We start from the raw sequence: 20,696 nt of genomic DNA, 5'->3' as shown, positions 1-20,696 counted from the left end.
TTATTTATTGGTTACAGGTTTATCGATGGTTACGGTTTTAAGTTCTTTGGGTTTAATGGCAACGCTTTGTTTAATGGTTGCCGAATTAATCCTCAAGCTATCTTTTATTCTTTTAACCGAATCAGTTTTTTTAATTAACAAGCTATCTGCTTTTGTGAGTTTAATTTCTTTTGTTTTATCTTTTAAAACAGGTAACAGATTTTGGTTTTTCATCCACTCAATCTGGGCTGCCCTTCCTCCACTTACCGTGCCTTTAAGATACTTTTCAATCATGTAACTGGCTATCGGTGCAGCATAGGTACTGCCGTAACCAGCATTTTCTACAATTACTGCAATAGCGATTTTTGGATTATCCCTCGGTGCAAAACCAATAAAAACAGAGTGGTTTTTACCATGCGGGTTTTGTACAGTTCCGGTTTTCCCACAAAGGAGTACATCAGGGATGCGCGATAATATGGCTGTACCCCAGCTGCTGTTTACCGCATCCTGCATACCATCAATTACGGGTTCAAAATGTTTGGCATCTACACCCACATAATTTTTAACCACATATTCTTTTCTAACCTGGTTTTTATCGCCAATACCTTTAATCAAATGTGGTTTAATATAATAGCCACGGTTAGCAATAATAGCCATCGCATTGGCCATTTGTAATGGTGTAGCGGTAATTTCACCTTGCCCAATGGCCTGAGAAATTACGTTGGTATAGCCCCATCTTTTACCGTATAGTTTATCGTAATGTTCTGATGTGTAGAAATAACCTTTTCTTTCGTAAGGCATATCTATACCAAGTTTAGCGCCGAAGCCAAATTTAGCCACCTTATCGCGCCATTCCTGATAAGTTTGCCTCTGGTTTTTCATGCCATTCTTGGTAATCAACTTTTGAAAAACATAGCAAAAATAAGTGTTGCAAGAGCGGGCAATCCCCCTTCTAAGCGAAATAGGGCCATCAAAGTGCTCACATTTAATTCTTCTGTTACCGGCCTGATAATAGTGTGGGCAAAAGAAAGTGGTATTGGGATCAATTACACCTTCCTGTAATCCGATTAAGGCATCAACGGGTTTAAAAGAAGAGCCTGGGGGATAATAACCCATTATTGGCCTTACTAACGATGGACGATAAGGGTTACCTACAATAAACTCCATATAATTATTTCCCTGGTTCCTGCCAACCAATAAATTAGGATCGTAGCCCGGACTACTTACCAGTGAAAGAATCTCTCCCGTAGCAGGCTCAATAGCAACAATTGCACCGACTTTATTGGCCATTAATTCTTCTCCCAGTTTCTGAATTCTCATATCAATACCCGAAATAAGCCGCTCGCCCGAAACTGCATTGATATCATACTTTCCATCAGCATAGCTTCCTTGCGGGGTATTGCGGGCATCGTAAACAGTATTAATAACCCCTTTTTCTCCCCTTAATGTTTCTTCGTACGAAAATTCCAGCCCGCTTTTCCCCTTGTAATCACCAGGTTTATAAAAACCTTCAGATTTTTCAATATCAACAGGGCTCACTTCTTTTACATAACCGAATAATTGCCCTCCAACACTGTCGGGGTAATGCCTGATGGTACGGTCCTGAGTTCTGAATCCGGGAAAACGGTAGAGTGTTTCCTGGAGGCGCGCATAACTTTGAACTGAAATTTGTTTAAGGAAGGGGGTAGCCTGATAAGTTGATTTTCCCCTCGCTTTACGAAGGTTTTTCCGAACATCCTCAAAACTAATATCAAGGGCTTGTGCAAGGGCTAAAGTATCGAAGGGCAGCACCTCATTAGGTGTAACCATTAAATCGTATACCGGTTCATTCTGTACGATAACTTTCATGTTACGATCGAGAATAGCACCTCGTGCAGGGAATTTATAAATCTTCCTGAGTACGTTACTTTCAGCTGAAATAAAGGCTTTGTCGCTAATAATCTGGATATAGAAAAGTTTGCCCAGTAAAATGAGGGCAATAACAATAAATAATCCCTGAACGATGTATTTTCGGTTAAATAATTGATCCATTAGCGTGGTGTTCTTCTATAGAATATAAACTCTACCAATAAAATAATAAGCAGTGTAAAGATACAACTTAAGCCGCATCTCATTAAGGTATAACCAATTTCGGTTAACCTGAATGTTTCTAAGAAGAACAACACCAAATGGTGTGTAATAACGCAGAGAAAAGCATAAAGTGAAAACCATTGGAAACCCATGTAACTTAACGATGGTTCTGGGTCATCAATTGCGTCTCGGTTTAAACTTATGGATATAAAAGAAATCCTGACAAATGCCAGCACTACACAAGCTGTTGCATGTACCCCCATGGTATCGTAAAATGCATCGAGTGTTAAACCCGTTGCAAAGGCTAATACATACAATAAAATGTTAGGGATACCAAAAGGCAGGAGCAGTAAAAATAATACGTAGATAAAGGGGGTAGACAGATCGTAAAAGCCCATATTCTTGAGCAGAAAGATCTGCACAAAAAGCAGTAAAAACCACCTGATCACATTTACAATTATGATTCTACTATTCATTGGGCTTAACTAGGCTTTCTAATGCTTTTTGCTCTTCAGCAAGTTTATCTTTAACCACATATACATATTGCAATGTGCTAAAATCTGTAAATAAATTCAATTCTCCCGATAAGAAATTATCGTTAGTGGAAACATTTGGTTTAATAATTCTTCCAACTAAAATGCCGGCAGGGAAGTTGCTGAAACTCGAAGTTACTACAGTGTCCCCTACATTCATTTTGATATGATTAGGCACTTCCTTTACAAAAGCTTTTTTAATGTCGAAATTCCCGTCGCCCCAGACTAATGAGCCTAAAGCATTATTTTTTTTGAGCACAACACTAATACGAGTATCTTTATGCAATAGCGATTGAATAGTTGCCAGGTGCTCAGAAACATCACGTATAAAACCTACAACTCCTCTTTGTGGAGCAATAACAGCCATATCTTTCTTAATTCCATCCAACGAACCTTTATTGATGGTGATAATGTTATTACGTAATGTAATAGAATTTTTCACCACTTTGGCAGCTAGATAAGTGTATTGTTGCTTAGTTACCGTATCAATAACTTTAACATCTTTAGCGCTATCAACTGTCGTTAAAGCTAACAATCGGGTTTTAAGTTTGGCATTTTCGGCCGCAAGGCTGTCGTTTACCATTCCGAGGTTTAAATACCTTTTAAAAACATTCAGCCTTTCGTATGCAGTACCCACTACTTCGTTTGATGAGTTTAGGGTAACACTACGTTGATAAGCATTATTTTTCACCGTTAGGTAAATGCCTATCGTAAAAAAGATAATAAACAGGAAAAATGCGTTGTATCTACTGATGAAAATCCAAAGGTTACGCATTGCTCATTAGGTATGAGATGTAAGATATGAGATATGAGTTTGGATAATTAGTCTCAAATCTCACGTCTCATATCTCAAATCAAGGTTATTGCATTAAGAATTTATATCCGCCAATATTTTTCAAGGCGATGCCAGTTCCACGAACTACAGCACGAAGTGGATCTTCAGCCACGTGAACAGGTAATTTCGTTTTAGCTGCCACACGTTTGTCTAATCCTCTTAATAACGCACCACCGCCTGTTAAGTAAATACCGGTTTGGTAAATATCTGCAGAAAGTTCTGGAGGGGTAATCTCTAATGCTTTTAAAATCGCTTCTTCAATTTTAGAGATTGATTTATCCAGACAATGTGCAATTTCGGTGTAAGAAACCGTAATCTGTTTAGGTACACCCGTCATTAAATCGCGACCCTGAACAGCAAAATCAGCAGGGGCATCCTGTAGCTCAGGTAAAGCAGCACCCACTTCAATTTTAATCTTTTCAGCGGTACGGTCACCAATCATAATGTTGTGCTGGCGACGGATGTAATTTACAATGTCAGAGTCGAAGTTATCTCCCGCAACGCGGATAGACTGATCGCAAACGATACCAGATAAAGCAATTACCGCAATTTCGGTAGTACCACCACCGATATCGATAATCATATTACCCATTGGTTCTTCCACATCAATACCGATACCTACAGCAGCAGCCATAGGCTCATGTATTAAATAAACTTCTTTAGCACCTGCAATTTCGGCCGAGTCGCGTACCGCACGTTTTTCTACCTCTGTAATACCCGATGGGATACAGATTACCATACGTAACGATGGGAACATCCAGCCTTTACCGCCGTTAAGCATGCGGATCATGCCTTTAATCATAGCTTCAGCAGCGTTGAAATCGGCAATTACACCATCTTTTAGCGGGCGAACGGTTTTAATATTATCGTGGGTTTTACCCTCCATTTGCATGGCCTGGCGACCAATAGCAATAACTTTGTTTGTAGTGCGGTCAAAAGCAACAATTGATGGTTCATCCACCACCACTTTGTCGTTATGTATAATTAGGGTATTCGCAGTGCCCAAATCAATGGCAACTTCTTGCGTAAACCAGTTAAATAATCCCATGTATGAGGTATGTTTCTTTAATTTTAATAAATGTATACTATTCCTAATGTAAAAATAGCTTTTTTATTGTTTTAACTTCTATTTTCTTTAACCATTAAATTGTTTTTTAGGCAATTAAAATTTAAAGATAAATTCAAAAAGACTAAAGCTTATGCTGGGTGCTTTAAGCTTTGGTCTTTGAGCTTTAATCTTAATTAGTGTTTAAAGTGTCTTACGCCAGTGGTAACCATGGCAATGCCTTTTTCGTTAGCTTTTGCAACAGAATCAGCATCTTTAATAGAACCACCTGGTTGTAAAACAGCAGTAATTCCGGCATCAGCAGCAATTTCAACACAGTCAGGGAAAGGGAAGAAGGCATCAGAAGCCATTGCAGCACCTTTAACGCTGAAACCAAATGAAGCAGCTTTTTCGATAGCCTGTCTTAATGCATCCACGCGTGAAGTCTGGCCAACACCGCTTGCAATTAGCACATCATCTTTAACCAAAACAATGGTATTCGATTTAGTGTGCTTTACAATTTTATTGGCGAAAAATAAATCTTTTAATTCCTGCGCAGTTGGTGCTTTATCGGTAACGGTTGTCATTTGCTCAGGACCCTCGATAATTAAATCTTTATCCTGCTCAATTACACCGTTTAATAAGGTTTTAAATTGTTTTTTGCTCAACTCAACTTCGTTGCGCTGTAAAATTACACGGTTTTTCTTTTTGCTGAACAACTCAACGGCCTCAGGCTGGTAAGCAGGTGCAATTAGTACCTCAAAAAATAGGTTGTTAATTTCTTCAGCTGTAGCTAGATCAACTTCTACATTGGTAATTAAAACACCACCGAAAGCAGAAACAGGATCGCAAGCCAATGCGTCAATCCATGCTTGTTTTACAGTTGGACGTGAAGCAATGCCGCAAGCGTTGGTATGTTTTAAGATCGCAAAAGTAGGATCTTCGAATTCATCAATTAAGGCAACAGCAGCATCCACATCAACCAAATTGTTGTAAGAAAGTTCTTTACCGTTTAGTTTGGTAAACATAGCATCTAAATTGCCATAAAATACAGCGCCCTGATGAGGGTTTTCGCCATAACGCAGAGTTTTAGCTTCAGTAACGCTTTGTTTAAAAACGTCAAGCGGCTCTTCCTGGTTAAAGTAATTAAAAATAGCAGTATCGTAGTGAGAAGAAGTATGGAAGGCAGTTTTAGCAAACGATTTACGTTGTGCTAAAGTAGTTTCTCCATTTTGTGCTTCTAATTGTGCCTGTAAAGTAGGGTAGTCATTTTTCGATGCAATGATTACAACATCGTTGAAGTTTTTAGCCGCTGCACGGATTAAAGAAATACCACCGATATCGATTTTCTCGATAATCTCTTCCGGTGTTCCACCTGCTTTTACGGTTTCTTCGAATGGGTATAAATCAACAATTACCAGATCAATTTCCGGGATCTCATATTCAGCAATTTGCTCCTGGTCGCCAGTTAAAGCCCTGCGGTTTAAAATACCGCCGAATACTTTTGGGTGCAAAGTTTTAACACGTCCGCCTAAAATAGAAGGATAACCTGTTAAATCCTCAACCGCCGTAACCGGAAGGTTCAGATCTTTGATAAATTGTTCTGTACCGCCGGTAGAAAATAACTGTACTCCCTGTGCGGCTAACAATTTTACCAATGGTTCTAAACCATCTTTATAATATACTGAAATTAAAGCGTTTTTAATCTTAATTGGCTGACTCATTTTACTGTAAATTTTGAGCCGCAAAGGTAGTAAAACAGGATTGTTTTTTTATTATGTTTTATTGGTAAAAAATCATCCTGTTAATTAAAAAAATAAAAAGAATATTTTGACCTGTGAAACGATGCTAATTAACTAGTTATAAATGGTTAAACTACCTAATGTTTCGGAGATTGATCAAGCCTGTTTTAACGTTTGGATTGAAACTGGTAGATACACGATTGCGATTCTCTTTATACGTTATATGCCTTAATAAGCGATATGCTATATATAAGGCATAACTACAATTAGCCCGGTTATAGTCGGGCTAATTGTAAAATATAACTTGTACTGCTTAATTGTTATTTGCTAATTTTCTTTACAATGCTTTCAACTATGCGCGGATAGTGCTGGTGCTCCAATTGCTGGCCTTTAAATTTAACCATTTCAAGACTATCGTTTTTATCAATTTTGTATCGTGCCTGGTAAATGTATTCACCTTCATCGTAATTTTCGTTAACATAATGAATGGTAATACCGCCTTCGGGTTCGCCTGCAGCAATTACCGCATTGTGTACATGATCGCCATACATGCCTTTTCCACCAAATTTTGGTAAAATAGCAGGGTGTATGTTAACAATGCGGCCGGGGTAGGCATGGATTAAGCTTTTAGGGATTAGCCAAAGGAAACCTGCCAGAACAATGAAGTCGATTTCCAGATTCTTTAGCAGTTCTATTACCTCGTCGGTTTTATAAAACTCATTTTTGTCAAAAATGTGGGTAGGGATTTCAAAATTATCTGCTCTTTGTAATACGTAGGCTTCGGCATTATTGGTTAGCACCAAAGAAATTTCTATCTCATTACTCCGCTTGAAATGCTCCATCAGTTTTTGGGCATTAGAGCCAGAACCTGATGCAAAGATGGCTATTCGTTTTTTCACTCAAAAAGGGTTTTGCCCAAAAATAGTATTTTTAAGGCTGTTTTCTTAATTCAAATTAATTTTTATTGTTACCAGTTAAAGTATTATTAATGAATAAATTTAGTGTATTTTTGCACTTCGACAAGGGACGTGAATTTTAGTGAATAAAAAAGTTAAAAGTGTTTTGTATTTTTAAAACATTAATTCTATATTTGCAACCCGAATTATAGGAAACGATTAAGAAAAATAAAAGGCTAAATAGAAATGGCAAATCATAAATCTTCATTAAAAAGAATTAGAGCAAACGCAACAAAACGTTTACGTAACAGATATCAGGCAAAAACTACACGTACTTTCATTAAAAGACTACGTGCTGCAGAAGACAAAAAATCTGCATCTGATTTATTGCCTAAAGTAATCTCTATGTTAGATCGTTTAGCTAAAAAGAACATCATCCACAAAAACAAAGCGGCTAATAACAAATCAAAATTAACGAAATTCGTTAACGGTTTAAAATAAGCCAATTTTTTTACGATATTAGTGAAAGGCATCCCAACCAAAAGTTGGGATGCCTTTTTTTGTCGGAAAAAATGGAAAACAACAAACAAAAATTAGGTATAAAATTATGGGCTGAGGCCGACAGGCCACGCAAAAGGCTTTTACAACATGGCAGGCGATATTTAACAGACGCTAAATTAATTGCCATTTTAATCGGCTCTGGTAATAGAAAACGAAACAGCTGTTGATTTGAGCAAACGAATACTGTCTTTTTACGATAACAGTTTAGTTCGGCTAGGTAAGGCATCTATTCAGGAACTTTCGTGATTTAGCGGAATTGGCGAAGCAAAGGCGCTCTCCATTATTGCTGCACTGGAGCTGGGGCTGCGAAGAAAGGAAACCGACGACGAGCAGAGTGTTCAGATCACTACTTCTAATCAGGCTTATAATTATTTGCATCAAACTTTTGCAGGCCTTCACTACGAAGAATTCTGGATTTTGCTGTTAAACAGATCAAATCACATCATTGGTAAGTTTCAAATTAGCAAAGGCGGCCAGGCCGGAACAGTAGCCGATCCGAAAATCATCTTTAAAATTGCGTTGGAAAACAATGCCGCGAATATTGTACTCGGCCATAATCACCCTTGGGGTAATTTAAAACCTAGTGATAGCGACAATAAACTTACCCGCGATTTAGTCGCATCGGGCAATTTGCTAGGCCTTTTTGTGGTCGATCATATCATCTTTGCCCGTAACAAATACTATAGTTATAAGGATGAAGATTTAATTTAAAAATATATTAAACGGTTAAAGTAGAATTAATGTTAAATTGTTATCATCGCAGCTTATTAAATTTATGCGACACCAATTGTGGTGGAACTGATTAAAAACAATCATACACAAATGAGAAAATTATTAATTCTTTCTGTTGCCATGCTTTTAGCTGTGACGGCATTTGCCCAGAAAAAAGGCATACCTATTAACATTATAACCTATAATATTCGTTTAAATGTAGCGTCTGATGGCGTAAATGCCTGGCCTAACCGGAAAGAAAATGTTAAAGCGCTGGTAAAATTTCATGATGCAGATATTCTTTGCGTTCAGGAAGCCTTGCCCGAGCAGTTTGATGCTTTACTAGAAGATTCGAATTTTGATGTTGTTGGGGTTGGTCGCGATGACGGTAAAAGAAAAGGTGAGTTTTCAGCAGTTTATTACGATAAAGACCGCTTTACAAAGAAAGATGGCGGAACTTTCTGGTTGTCTGAAACACCCGATGTACCATCGAAAGGTTGGGATGCTGCGCTTAACCGCGTGTGCAGCTGGGTGAGACTGTACGATAAGCAGAATAAAAAGGAATTTCTGGTTTTTAATACCCACTACGATCACATTGGTGTTCAGGCCAGAATTGAATCGGCTAAATTGCTAAAACAAAAAATACAACAAATTGCCCCAACTTTACCTGTTGTTTTTACCGGCGATTTAAACGTAACACCAGAAACCGAAGCCATTGCCACTATTAAGTCTTTCCTCATTGATGCAAAAGAAGTTTCTGCCGAAAAACCTTATGGGCCATCAGGCACCTTTAATGCCTTTCACTTTGATAGTGAATTAAAAGATCGTATCGATTATATTTTTGTAAACAAGGGATTTAAAGTGCAGAAATTTGCTGTACTATCGGATAGTAAAGATAAAAGGTATTATTCTGATCACTTGCCTGTTTTTGCCAGACTTTGGTTTTAACAGTGCGCACTCACGAAGTTTTGCAAGTATCTGTGATTGGACGACTTCGTTAATTTGTAAACGCTTAATGAAGGTAAACCTAATTATTTAGCGGCAATTATTAATAGTAGTATCTTGCTGGTTCAGCTTAAACGCAATCATGAAATTAGATAAATATCTGGTGATATCATTTTTACTTACTTTTATATTCGCTTGTAATTCCAATAAAATTGCAAAAAAGGAAGGACAGCAAAAAAGTGTAAAAAATGCAGAATCAAAAGTTCAAAAAGATTCAACTACAACTAATGCTGTACATTTTCCAATTCTTGATAGTTTAAAAACGCTGTTATCTATCGCAGATACTACCAAATCCGAAAGTATTGCGGATGATACTTCGGGCCACGATATTAATGATTTGATAATCCATGAGTTGACCAGGGTGCTAATCAATCCAAAAGTTACCAATGAGATGCTGGATAGCTTGCACACCTCGCTAGGAGTAATACGCTCAGATGATAAAAGATTTTGGATATTTAACTGGTACGAGAATACAGGTGGCACTTTTAAAAGCAATATCAGTGTGTTGTATTATCGAACAGCTTCAGGAAAGCAGATTATTAAAACTAGCCAGGATGTGAACAATAATTTTCCTTCCAGTGGGGCATGGTTTAATATGATCTATAAGTTGCCTGTGAAAAATAAAGAGCTGTATTTGTGTTTAGGCGACGGTGTAGGGTGTACAACGTGTATTTATAGTACTGCTGTAGTAGTAGAGGTGAAAAAGGATTCTATTAATTTTAACTATCCGGCGTTTGAAGATAACGAAGGATACGATCATGGAGATCATAGTTCTTCTGCTCTCGTATTGACTGCAAGGATGGGGGATATTGAGAAATTTGAGTATAATCCAAAAAATAGAACGCTATATTTTACATACTTAACAGATGATAATACGCCAATTGTTAGGGCGAGGAAAGAAAAACAAAAGACAATAATTCGAAAACTGTTTTTTAATGGTAAAAAATTTATTGGCAATCCCTATGAGTAATTACATATTTATGTGCTGTGAAATACGGTATTGGTTAAAATATATGCAATATCATCAATTTACCGCTATATTTCCGCATAATCACCTTTCGGCTTTAACCTTTAAATAATATCTTTGCGTTTTATGAAATTAGAGTGCCCTTCTGGATATGTCTTGATACAGGGTACTTACTACTTGATACTCCAAAAATGAAAATATCATATAACTGGTTAAAACAATTTGTACAGATAGATAAAACACCTCAGGAACTTTCTTTAATCCTAACCAATGTGGGTTTAGAAGTAGAAAGTGTAGAAGAAGTGCAGCCTATAGTAGGAGGCCTGGCAGGTTTGGTTATAGGCGAGGTATTAACCTGTGTACAGCATCCAAATGCCGATCGCTTACGGGTTACCACTGTAAATGTTGGTGGAAGTGAAAACCTGCAGATTGTTTGTGGTGCACCAAATGTGGCAGCCGGACAAAAAGTGGTTGTAGCTACTGTGGGTACAACTGTTTATCCGTTAGAGGGTGAGCCATTTAAAATTAAAGAATCAAAAATCAGGGGCGAACTTTCGCAGGGAATGATTTGCGCCGAAGATGAGATTGGTTTAGGTAAATCGCACGATGGAATTATGATTCTGGCCAATGATGCTGAAGTAGGTATTCTGGCGAAAGATCATTTTAAAATGGAGGATGATTATCTTTTCGAAATTGGATTAACGCCAAACCGTGCGGATGCAGCTTCGCATTTAGGTGTAGCCAGAGATTTGGCCGCTTATTTCAGAAGCGAATACGAAATTCCTGATCTTACTGCTTTTAAAACAGATAACGAGAGCCTGGTTATTCCGGTTGAGGTTGAAGATTTAGAGGCATGCCCACGTTATAGCAGTGTTACAATTTCAGGGGTAACGGTAACCGAATCGCCTGAGTGGTTAAAAGATAAACTGAAAGTAATTGGCCTTCGTCCGATTAACAATGTGGTAGATATTACCAATTATGTATTGCATGGTTTAGGTCAGCCACTACATGCTTTCGATGCCGATAAAATTGCCGGCGGAAAAGTTATTGTTAAAAAAGTGGCTGAAGGTACACCTTTCGTAACGCTTGATGATGTTGAGCGCAAATTAAGTGCAGATGATTTAATGATCTGCAACGCTGAAGCACCAATGTGTATTGCAGGTGTTTTTGGCGGTAAAACTTCAGGTGTAGATACCGAAACCAAAAATATCTTTTTAGAAAGTGCTTATTTTAATTCGGTTTCCGTACGTAAAACTTCGAAAAGACACGGTTTAAAAACCGATGCTTCTTTCCGTTTTGAGCGTGGTACCGATCCTGAAATTACTGTTACCGCTTTAAAATATGCTGCTTTATTAATTAAAGAACTGGCAGGAGGCGAAATTTCTTCATCAGTTTCTGATATTTACCCAAAACATATCCGTCCGTTCGAGTTCGAGGTAAGTTATACCAATATCAATAAACTAATCGGGGCAAATATCCCTTCGGCAGAAATTAAGCACATTATTACTGCCCTGGGCATTTCGGCTACCAGTACTTCCGATGATACCCTGGCATTAAGAGTGCCTTCGTTTAAAGTAGATGTTACGCGTGAGTGCGATATTACCGAAGAGGTGCTGCGTATTTACGGTTACAACAATATCGAAATCCCGACCAAGGTAAATGCTTCCCTATCTTATAGCATTAAACCCGAAAAAGAGAATACGCATAACGTAATTGCCGATATGCTTACCTCGAATGGTTACGCTGAGATTATGTGTAATTCGTTAACCAAATCGGCTTATTCTAAAAATATAGATGAGGCTGTATTTATTTTAAATCCGTTGAGCAGCGATTTAAATGTAATGCGACAGAATTTATTGATGCCAGCCTTAGAAAGTGTAGCTTACAACCAGAACCGTAAAAATGCTGATGTTAAGTTTTACGAATTCGGTAAAACTTACCATTTGATTAACGGACAATATGTAGAGCGCCCGCGCTTGTTGTTGTTGATTTCGGGAGCGAAACAAGGCGAGCAATGGAACCAGAACTCAAAACCGACTACCTTTTATAACTTAAAATCGGCTGTTGATGCAATTATAGCCCGTTTAGGGGTTTCGACTTACCAAAGTGATACATTGACGAATGAAGATTTTGCTTACGGTATTAAGTATTTCCGTGGCGATAAAACCTTAGTAAGCTTTGGAGCGGCTTCAAAAGCCGACCGTAAAGTGGCCGATGTAAATGCAGAGGTTTTCTATGCTGATTTCGACTGGGCTGTTTTACTGGATATCGTTAAGAAAAATAAAATTGTTCACAAAGATGTTGCAAAGTACCCACAGGTACGCCGCGATCTTTCATTGTTGATCGATCAACAGGTTACTTTCGATACTTTAAAAGGGATTGCTTTTAAAACCGATAAGAAGCTGATTAAAGAAGTTGGCGTTTTTGATGTGTATATGGGAGATAAATTACCGGAAGGGAAAAAATCTTATGCGTTAAACTTTATCCTGCAGGATGAAGAGCAGACCTTAACCGATAAGCAGATTGAAAATACGATGCAGAAGTTAATCGCGAATTTAACAGCACAAGCTGGCGCAGAAATTAGGAAATAAAATATAAATTCGTATTTTTAGAAATAAATTCATGACTTCTGTTGCAGATCAATTAGATAAGGTATTACAAAAAACGGCTCGGGTATTAGAGTTATGTAATGCGCTACAGGAAGAAAATGATTTATTAAAGCTTGAAAATCAATCGTTAAAAGTTGCATTCGATACTTCGAAAGGCAAAAATGTAGAACTTGAAGAAAAATTAAGGGTTACAAAATTGGCTAAGAGTATAGAAGGAACCAGTGAAAAATCGCTTGATATAAAACAAAAAATTAACGATTTTGTGCGGGAGATTGATAAAAGTATCGCATTATTGAAAAAATAAATGATGCGGGGAAATCAGAAACTAAGCTAAACAAATGGGAGAAATCTCGATTAAAATAACCATTTCCGACCGTATTTACCCCTTAAAGGTAAATATGGAAGAGGAAGAAATTGTGAGACGGGCGGCAAAAATGATCAATGAGCGCATAAAAGATTATCAGGATAATTATGCGGTTAGAGATAAGCAGGATCTTCTTTCTATGGCAGTGTTGCATTATGCAACAGCCGTATTAAGAACAGAAAACAAAGTACAAAATCAGGATACTGCTGTTGCCGATAAAGTTGAAGAATTGGATGTTTTACTCAATAATTTCTTTTCAAAATAAGGTTCGTTCTTTAAACATTTCGTCACTCTGAACTTGCTTCAGAGCCTTTAAAATAAGATCCTGAAATAAATTCAGGATGACGCAGCGTTGTATATATTAGCACAAAAATATAGCCGCAGCTAGTTTTTGAGTTTCAAATTTTATAAAACTTAACACTTCAATATCTATAGGGTTAAGAGGGCGTATTTCATTTGCTTTGCACCTGAAAATGGCTTAAACCCTAATTATGCTTAGTTGAGGTTTAAAATGTATGAGACTTTAAAAATTAGTTGCGGTTTTTTTTTACTTAAAAAACAAAATGGAAATAGTTGAAATATTAGGATATGTGTTTGCCGTAATTGCAGGTATCGCTATCGGAGTAGTGGTAGGAAGATTCCTCCTGCGTAACTTACTGAAACAGCAGGAAGTGGCTGCACAGAACAAGGTGAAGAAGATTTTAAAAGATGCAGAAAACAATGCTGAAATTTTAAAAAAGAATAAATTGCTCGAAGCCAAAGAGAAATTTTTACAGTTAAAAGCTGAGCACGAGCAGGAAGTAAACGCTAAAAACAATACCATTAACCAGCGCGAAAACACCATGAAGCAAAAAGAGCAATCGGTGAACCAGCGCATGGAAAACTTTAATAAAAAAGAGCAGGAGCTTGATAAGCAAAAAACTAATCTGGAAAAACAAACTGATCTTGCAGTAAAGAAACAAGAGGAAGTTGAAGTATTGAAGAACCAACACCTTAAGCAATTGGAAACCATTGCGGGTCTTTCGGCAGAAGAAGCTAAAGAGCAGTTGGTAGAAAACCTGAAACAAGAGGCCCGTACACAGGCCATGATGCAAGTAAAAGATATTGTGGACGAAGCCAAATTAACAGCAAGTAAAGAAGCTAAAAAGGTAGTAATCCAAACCATTCAGCGTACAGCTACTGAGGCTGCAATCGAAAACTCGGTTTCTATTTTCCATATCGAAAGTGATGAAATTAAAGGTCGCGTAATTGGTAGGGAAGGTAGAAATATCCGTGCTTTAGAAGCAGCTACAGGTATCGAGATTATTGTTGATGATACCCCTGAAGCCATTATCTTATCAGGTTTCGATCCTGTAAGAAGAGAGATTGCCCGTTTGGCCTTACACCGTTTGGTAACCGATGGCCGTATCCACCCGGCACGTATCGAAGAAATTGTAGCCAAAACCAAAAAGCAAATCGAAGATGAGATTGTAGAGATTGGTGAGCGTACAGTAATCGATTTAGGTATTCACGGTTTACACCCTGAACTAATCAGAATGGTTGGCCGTATGCGTTACCGTTCTTCTTACGGTCAGAACTTGTTACACCACTCGCGTGAGGTGGCTAATTTCTGTGCTACCATGGCTGCTGAGCTGGGCTTAAATGCAAAAATGGCTAAACGTGCAGGTTTATTACACGATATTGGTAAAGTGCCTGATGATAACCCGGAATTGCCACACGCAATTTTAGGGATGCAACTGGCCGAAAAATATAAGGAACACCCTGAAATTTGTAATGCCATTGGTGCTCACCACGACGAAATTGAAATGACCTCAATGATCTCACCGATTATCCAGGCTTGTGATGCGATTTCTGGCGCGCGCCCTGGTGCACGTAGAGAAGTGGTAGAAAGCTATATTAAACGTTTGAAGGATTTAGAAGAACTGGCTTTATCTTACCCTGGTGTTGAAAAAACTTTCGCAATCCAGGCTGGTAGAGAGTTACGTGTGATTGTAGAAAGCGAGCGCATTACCGATGCCCAGGCCGAATTACTGGCAGCAGATATTTCTACACGTATCCAAACCGAAATGACTTATCCGGGACAGATAAAAGTTACCGTAATCAGGGAAACCCGTTCTGTAGCTTTTGCTAAGTAATACTTTTAAGACCTTATGGTTTTTAAAAACCTATAAGGTCTCTTATATAAAGCGATGGATATTCCATCGCTTTTTTTTATTTTTACATAATGAGCAAGCAAACTATACAATTAGAGCCAAAACGTCCGGTTGATGTACTTTTTGATAAATATGCAGAAAGTCATCAAAATCCAACCAATAAAACGGTGCACTGGATTTGCGTACCATTAATTGTATTCAGTTTGCTGGGACTGATATGGCAGATTCCTTTTCCGCATATTGGTTTTTTAGGTAGTTATAATGGTTATTTTAACTGGGCCTCTTTTTTACTGGCCTTTAGTTTATACTATTATTATACTCTTTCGCCTGTACTGTTCTTCTTAATGATCTGGGTTGTAGGGCTTATGAGTTATATCATCGTTAAAATAGAGCAAGCCGTTGGCCTTGGTAGTGGAACGGCTTATGGTATTTATGCTGCCATATTTGTAGCTGCCTGGATAGGGCAGTTTATCGGTCATAAAATTGAAGGTAAAAAACCATCCTTTCTGGATGACGTTAAGTTCCTGTTAATCGGTCCGATCTGGTTATTGCACTTCATTTGCAAGAAAACTGGTATTAAGTATTAAATCTGATACGGTTAACATTAAATTAACTTTTAAATAAACTAAGCTTAATTAACATCTAACATACAGCTAACATTGTGGTAATAGCTTTGCCTAAAATTAAATACAGGCAAATTGGACTTAATCACAATTTTTAGAAGAACAGCACTAACTGTGCTGGTTTTATTTCTTGGCATAGCAGCTTATGCACAAACAGGCAAAATTTCGGGTGTTGTATCAGATAAAAAAACAGGCGAAACACTAATTGGTGTAACTGTTAAAATAAAAGGTACTACCAAAGGCGTGTCTACAGATGTAGATGGTAAGTATATCCTTCAGGCCATGGCCAATGGCAAGTACACCCTTGAGTTCTCTTATGTAGGATACCAAACTAAAGAAGTATCTGAAGTAGAAGTAAAAGGACCATCAGTTACCAGTTTAAATATTGTGCTAAGCGAAGCAGGTGGCCAAAACTTACAGGAAGTTGTAGTTAAAGCAAGCTTTAAACAAGAATCGGTTAACTCTTTATATGCACAGCAAAAAAACAGTGCTTTAATTTCTGATGGTATTTCCAGCGATCAGATTAAAAAATCACCAGATAAAAACACCTCTGACGTTCTAAAAAGGATTAGCGGTGCTACCATACAGGATAACAAGTTTGTTGTTGTTCGTGGTTTAAGTGATCGCTACAATACAGCTACTTTAGATGGTTCTACTTTACCAAGTACTGAAGCTAACAGGAAAGCTTTCTCATTTGATATTGTTCCTTCTAGCCTGGTTGATAAAATTACCATCAGCAAAACGGCTACTCCTGATTTGCCAGCTGACTTTGCGGGAGGAGCGGTGCAAATTGCAACTAAAGATATTCCAGAGCAGAATTTCCTTTCAGTTGGTGTTGGTTATGGTTATAACAGCCAGTCAACTTTTAAAGATTTCCTTGGAACCAAGAAAAATGCTTTAGCCTATTTAGGTTATGAGGATGGTTCGAAACAACTAGCCGAAAATTTTCCAAGTCGTGCTACAATTGCGAACGGAACTTTCACAGATGCTAAAAACGTTGCAGCTTTAAAATCCTTCCCGATTGATAATTCAATTAAAACTACCAGCGCTTTACCGACTCAGAATTACCAGTTTAATTTAGGCCGGGTAAAACATTTTGAAAATGGAAACAGCTTTGGCGCAACCGTATCTGCTACCTACAGAAACTCGCAGACCATTAATGAGAATATGGAACGTAATTTTTATATCTATAATTATAACGATAACCAATATAAATTCTCGAGTAGTTTAGGTGCTTTAGCAAATTTCGCCTACAGCTTTGGCAAGAACAAAATAAGCTTCAAAAACATCTATAACAAAAATTACGATGATACTTATACTGTTCGTACAGGTATTCGTGATGGTAATACCTCTAACCAATTCTTTGCTTATGACATTATGCAGAAATCACTTTACAAAGCAACTTTTGAAGGTGATCATCAAATTGGAAAAGGTAATAACAAGTTGAAATGGACTGCATCATACAGTAATATCACCAATAACCAACCTAACCAGCTGAAGATTAATTATCAAAAAGCTTTAGCTGATCAAAATAATCCTTCAGTTCCTTATCAGGCTAATATTACCTCATTAGGAAAGGAAAATACACGGATGTTTTCTGATTTAAATGAGAACTTATATGCAGGTGATGTTAATTACAGCACACCATTTAAGTTGTTCGATGCTTCAACCACAATGAAAGTTGGTTTAGGGTCACAATATCGTGAAAGGACTTTCAATGCCCGCTTTGTTGGCGCACAATTAACAACCAATGATATCGATTTACAAACCAAGATCAGGGCTTTACCTATTACGGAAATATATGCACCATCACTAATTGAATCTGGTGTATATAGATTGGCAGAGGTTGGCGGTCCGTTAGATGATTACAATGCCAGTTCATTTACCAACTATGGTTATTTGATGCTCGATCAAAAATTTGGTGAAAACTTTAGAGCTGTTTATGGTGCAAGGGTAGAAAATTATAATGTAAAGTTGATGAATACGCTTGGTACTTATGTTGATGATACCCAGCTTGACGTACTCCCTTCATTAAACTTAACCTACAGTTTGACTAAAAAGGCTAATTTACGTGCTTCTTATTACCGTACCCTGGCCAGACCAGAGTTTAGAGAGCTATCATTAAACTCGTATTATGATTATGAACAATTGAGTAATATCATTGGTAATCCGAATTTGAAAAGATCGCTTATTGATAACTTTGACTTACGTTATGAAATTTATCCTGAAGCAGGTCAGCTTTTCTCAGTGTCGGCTTTTTATAAGCACTTTACAAATGCGATCGAAATCTATCGTTACGATGTATTATCAACAGTTGATGTGAACTTTTTTAATACTCCGAAAGCTTACGTGTATGGTTTAGAGTTTGAAGGAAGAAAGAATTTAAACTTTATCAGTGATGAAGGTTTCTTTAAAAATACCACTGCTTATTTCAATTTATCATTAATTAAATCTAAGGTAACTAACCCAACCGATCAGCAATATATTGACGTAACTCGTCCGATGGTAGGCCAGTCGCCTTACCTGATCAATGCTGGTTTACAGCACAGCGCCTTAGATAACAAATTAAACTTCAATATCCTTTACAATAAAATCGGCAGAAGAATTGTTCAGGCGGGGGGTATTCGTTTCCCAAGTACATGGGAAAATCCAAGAGATGTGATTGATTTCCAGGCCAGCTACAAAGTAATCAAATCAAAAGGTGAGATTAAATTAAATGTTGGTGACATATTAAACCAAAGAAATACAGTTTATTTCGATTATAACGGCGATAAAAAATACAACGGTAGTGTAGGTAATGGTGGTGATGAAACTTTCAGCTCTTACAAAACGGGTAGAAACATTTCATTATCATTTAATTATACTTTCTAGTCTTTAACAATATGTTAACAGGATATTAATCCACAAGAAAAATTAAAAATCTCTATTTGTAAATAAAAATATTTAAAAAAGAAAAAATGAAAAACCAATTTTTACTACTTGCTTTGTCAGTAGTTTTATTTTCAACTTCTTGTAAAAAGAACGTAATTGTTGAAGGTACTTCAACTGAAACTCCGACAAACAATACAAATGTTGTAGAAGTTTCTGGCGAGATCTCAGCAAATACAACCTGGTCTGCAAGTAAAATCTATTTATTAAAAGGTTTTGTATTTGTAAGTGGTGGTGCTACTTTAACTATCGAACCAGGTACAATCATCAAAGGTGATAAAGCTTCAAAAGGTACATTAATTATTACCCGTGGCGCTAAGATCAATGCAACCGGTACTGTTGATAAACCAATTGTATTTACATCTGCTTTAAATGCCGGTGCACGTAGTCAGGGAGATTGGGGTGGTGTTATCTTATTAGGTAAAGCGCCTGTTAACCAGGGTACTGACGTTAAAATCGAAGGCGGTTTAGTTCAACCTAGCGGTAAAGACGAAAAAGCTTATATCTTTTATGGTGGTACAGATGTAGCTGATAATTCAGGTACTATGAAGTACGTACGTATTGAATTTGCCGGTATTGCTTATTCAGTTGATAACGAAATTAACGGTTTAACGATGGGCGGTGTTGGTTCGGGAACTACTTTGGATTATATTCAGATTTACCGTTCTGGTGACGATGCTTTCGAATGGTTTGGTGGTACAGTAAATGCAAAACACTTATTGGCTATAGGTACCTGGGATGATGATTTCGATACAGATTTTGGTTATTCAGGTAATATTCAGTTTGCATTAGCACAACGTGTTGCTACTGTTGCCGATCAATCTCAATCAAACGGTTTCGAATCTGATAACAATGCAACAGGTACTGATCAAACACCTAAAACTTCTGCTGTTTTCTCAAATGTTACTATTTTAGGTCCGATTAAAGCTTCAGGTGGTTCTTATAACGCAAACTATTACCACGGTGCTCAAATTCGTCGTAACTCATCAATCAGTATTTTAAACTCTGTAATTTCTGGTTTCCCAATCGGAGTTTATGTTGATGATACTAAAGTTATTACTGCTGGTTCTACTTCTACCAACTTTACTTCAGGTTCGGCTGTTTTTGCTAATAACCTGGTTTATGGTAGCAAAACTGATATCAGTGTGAGTACAGCTGGTGTTGTTACTCAGGTTACTGATCTTTTAAAATTAACCAGTACTTTCGATGGCAGCAAATATGCAAGTTCACTATTCGTGAATCCTTATATCTACGGAACAGACTTCGCCGCAGCTGGTGCAGCTGGAAATGCTGACTTCACTCTAGTTACTGGTTCTGCTGCTGCTACTGGTGCTGCATTTACCAATGCAAAAGTATCGGGTGCATTCTTTGATAAAGTAGATTACAAAGGTGCTTTTGGTACAACTAACTGGGCTTCAGGTTGGGCACAGGTTGATGCTCAAACTTTAGCTTATACTACTCCAGGTGCTGTTAAATAATCTGAGTTAAACTAATATTAAAAAAGGCCGGAATCGCTTCCGGCCTTTTTCTTTTTAATTATTTGCGAAACCTTTGTTAACTCACACAAAGGTATTTCTAACGAGAAGCAGGGGCTTAATATTATTTACATCTGGCGCACCAGCAGCTGAAAACGGATAATTATATCCTCCGAGCCTATAATTATAGGTTTTTGTTT

General features: G+C 37.5%; 18 protein-coding genes. 12 read left to right on the top strand and 6 right to left on the bottom strand.

Features of this window, described 5'->3' with window-relative positions; all coding sequences use genetic code 11:
- From mrdA to DBR40_RS16020, 6 genes are all read right to left on the bottom strand, one after another.
- A complete protein-coding gene (gene mrdA / locus DBR40_RS16045; protein ID WP_124560756.1) occupies positions 1-2,010 on the bottom strand; it encodes a penicillin-binding protein 2 in 2,010 nt (669 codons plus the stop codon).
- Complete coding sequence (locus DBR40_RS16040; protein WP_124560755.1) at positions 2,010-2,525, bottom strand: rod shape-determining protein MreD; 516 nt, start codon at positions 2,523-2,525, stop codon at positions 2,010-2,012. Before DBR40_RS16040 ends, mrdA begins: the two co-directional genes overlap by 1 nt.
- Entirely contained in the window at positions 2,518-3,357 is an 840-nt protein-coding gene (gene mreC / locus DBR40_RS16035; protein WP_124560754.1) for a rod shape-determining protein MreC, read from the bottom strand. The genes DBR40_RS16040 and mreC overlap by 8 nt, the downstream gene beginning before the upstream one ends.
- 85 nt (positions 3,358-3,442) lie before the next feature.
- On the bottom strand, positions 3,443-4,465 hold the full coding sequence (locus tag DBR40_RS16030; protein ID WP_010601761.1) for a rod shape-determining protein: 1,023 nt from the start codon (positions 4,463-4,465) through the stop codon (positions 3,443-3,445).
- 194 nt (positions 4,466-4,659) lie between these two features.
- Positions 4,660-6,186 (bottom strand): bifunctional phosphoribosylaminoimidazolecarboxamide formyltransferase/IMP cyclohydrolase, encoded by a 1,527-nt coding sequence (gene purH / locus DBR40_RS16025; RefSeq protein ID WP_124560753.1) that lies wholly within the window; start codon positions 6,184-6,186, stop codon positions 4,660-4,662.
- Between the two features lie 338 nt (positions 6,187-6,524).
- Positions 6,525-7,103, bottom strand: a complete 579-nt coding sequence (locus DBR40_RS16020) for a phosphoribosylglycinamide formyltransferase (RefSeq protein ID WP_039478268.1) — start codon at positions 7,101-7,103, stop codon at positions 6,525-6,527.
- A 243-nt stretch (positions 7,104-7,346) separates the two neighbouring features.
- Between DBR40_RS16020 and rpsT the strand changes: the two genes are divergently transcribed.
- The 12 genes from rpsT (at position 7,347) to DBR40_RS15965 (ending at position 20,499) form a co-directional block, all read left to right on the top strand.
- The gene (rpsT, locus tag DBR40_RS16015; RefSeq protein ID WP_029277289.1) at positions 7,347-7,601 is read left to right on the top strand and encodes a 30S ribosomal protein S20; all 255 of its coding nucleotides are present in this window, start codon (positions 7,347-7,349) and stop codon (positions 7,599-7,601) included.
- Between the two features lie 71 nt (positions 7,602-7,672).
- Complete coding sequence (locus DBR40_RS27275) at positions 7,673-7,828, top strand: UPF0758 domain-containing protein (protein ID WP_370526527.1); 156 nt, start codon at positions 7,673-7,675, stop codon at positions 7,826-7,828.
- A 205-nt stretch (positions 7,829-8,033) separates the two neighbouring features.
- Positions 8,034-8,372, top strand: a complete 339-nt coding sequence (locus DBR40_RS27210) for a RadC family protein (RefSeq protein ID WP_317125532.1) — start codon at positions 8,034-8,036, stop codon at positions 8,370-8,372.
- A gap of 111 nt (positions 8,373-8,483) precedes the next feature.
- Complete coding sequence (locus DBR40_RS16005; RefSeq protein WP_124560752.1) at positions 8,484-9,320, top strand: endonuclease/exonuclease/phosphatase family protein; 837 nt, start codon at positions 8,484-8,486, stop codon at positions 9,318-9,320.
- A 139-nt stretch (positions 9,321-9,459) separates the two neighbouring features.
- Positions 9,460-10,347, top strand: coding sequence for a hypothetical protein (locus tag DBR40_RS16000; RefSeq protein WP_124560751.1), 888 nt, complete (start codon positions 9,460-9,462; stop codon positions 10,345-10,347).
- Between the two features lie 188 nt (positions 10,348-10,535).
- Positions 10,536-12,935, top strand: coding sequence for a phenylalanine--tRNA ligase subunit beta (gene pheT / locus DBR40_RS15995; RefSeq protein ID WP_124560750.1), 2,400 nt, complete (start codon positions 10,536-10,538; stop codon positions 12,933-12,935).
- Positions 12,936-12,966: 31 nt separating this feature from the next.
- Positions 12,967-13,257: a hypothetical protein gene (locus DBR40_RS15990; protein ID WP_124560749.1), complete on the top strand. Its 291-nt coding sequence runs from the start codon at positions 12,967-12,969 to the stop codon at positions 13,255-13,257.
- Positions 13,258-13,291: 34 nt separating this feature from the next.
- Positions 13,292-13,582 (top strand): cell division protein ZapA, encoded by a 291-nt coding sequence (locus DBR40_RS15985; protein ID WP_025143281.1) that lies wholly within the window; start codon positions 13,292-13,294, stop codon positions 13,580-13,582.
- 298 nt (positions 13,583-13,880) lie between these two features.
- On the top strand, positions 13,881-15,452 hold the full coding sequence (gene rny / locus DBR40_RS15980) for a ribonuclease Y (RefSeq protein WP_124560748.1): 1,572 nt from the start codon (positions 13,881-13,883) through the stop codon (positions 15,450-15,452).
- Positions 15,453-15,541: 89 nt separating this feature from the next.
- Entirely contained in the window at positions 15,542-16,057 is a 516-nt protein-coding gene (locus DBR40_RS15975) for a DUF962 domain-containing protein (protein WP_124560747.1), read from the top strand.
- 111 nt (positions 16,058-16,168) lie between these two features.
- Positions 16,169-18,964 (top strand): TonB-dependent receptor, encoded by a 2,796-nt coding sequence (locus DBR40_RS15970; protein ID WP_233603909.1) that lies wholly within the window; start codon positions 16,169-16,171, stop codon positions 18,962-18,964.
- Between the two features lie 86 nt (positions 18,965-19,050).
- Positions 19,051-20,499 (top strand): hypothetical protein, encoded by a 1,449-nt coding sequence (locus DBR40_RS15965; RefSeq protein ID WP_124560746.1) that lies wholly within the window; start codon positions 19,051-19,053, stop codon positions 20,497-20,499.
- Positions 20,500-20,696: the final 197 nt, after the last annotated feature.

This window comes from Pedobacter sp. KBW01 (genome assembly GCF_003852395.1).
In the GTDB taxonomy this organism is placed as follows: Bacteria; Bacteroidota; Bacteroidia; order Sphingobacteriales; family Sphingobacteriaceae; genus Pedobacter.
Note: the sequence above shows the minus strand (reverse complement) of the source record. Positions and strands in the feature narration are given on the sequence as shown.

What these genes read in the sequence shown, in the direction of transcription:
- mrdA (WP_124560756.1), bottom strand. Translation starts at nt 2,010, where the DNA reads ATGGATCAATTATTTAACCGAAAATACATCGTTCAGGGATTATTTATT.
- DBR40_RS16040 (WP_124560755.1), bottom strand. Translation starts at nt 2,525, where the DNA reads ATGAATAGTAGAATCATAATTGTAAATGTGATCAGGTGGTTTTTACTG.
- mreC (WP_124560754.1), bottom strand. Translation starts at nt 3,357, where the DNA reads ATGCGTAACCTTTGGATTTTCATCAGTAGATACAACGCATTTTTCCTG.
- DBR40_RS16030 (WP_010601761.1), bottom strand. Translation starts at nt 4,465, where the DNA reads ATGGGATTATTTAACTGGTTTACGCAAGAAGTTGCCATTGATTTGGGC.
- purH (WP_124560753.1), bottom strand. Translation starts at nt 6,186, where the DNA reads ATGAGTCAGCCAATTAAGATTAAAAACGCTTTAATTTCAGTATATTAT.
- rpsT (WP_029277289.1), top strand. Translation starts at nt 7,347, where the DNA reads ATGGCAAATCATAAATCTTCATTAAAAAGAATTAGAGCAAACGCAACA.
- DBR40_RS27275 (WP_370526527.1), top strand. Translation starts at nt 7,673, where the DNA reads ATGGAAAACAACAAACAAAAATTAGGTATAAAATTATGGGCTGAGGCC.
- DBR40_RS16005 (WP_124560752.1), top strand. Translation starts at nt 8,484, where the DNA reads ATGAGAAAATTATTAATTCTTTCTGTTGCCATGCTTTTAGCTGTGACG.
- DBR40_RS16000 (WP_124560751.1), top strand. Translation starts at nt 9,460, where the DNA reads ATGAAATTAGATAAATATCTGGTGATATCATTTTTACTTACTTTTATA.
- pheT (WP_124560750.1), top strand. Translation starts at nt 10,536, where the DNA reads ATGAAAATATCATATAACTGGTTAAAACAATTTGTACAGATAGATAAA.
- DBR40_RS15990 (WP_124560749.1), top strand. Translation starts at nt 12,967, where the DNA reads ATGACTTCTGTTGCAGATCAATTAGATAAGGTATTACAAAAAACGGCT.
- DBR40_RS15985 (WP_025143281.1), top strand. Translation starts at nt 13,292, where the DNA reads ATGGGAGAAATCTCGATTAAAATAACCATTTCCGACCGTATTTACCCC.
- rny (WP_124560748.1), top strand. Translation starts at nt 13,881, where the DNA reads ATGGAAATAGTTGAAATATTAGGATATGTGTTTGCCGTAATTGCAGGT.
- DBR40_RS15975 (WP_124560747.1), top strand. Translation starts at nt 15,542, where the DNA reads ATGAGCAAGCAAACTATACAATTAGAGCCAAAACGTCCGGTTGATGTA.
- DBR40_RS15965 (WP_124560746.1), top strand. Translation starts at nt 19,051, where the DNA reads ATGAAAAACCAATTTTTACTACTTGCTTTGTCAGTAGTTTTATTTTCA.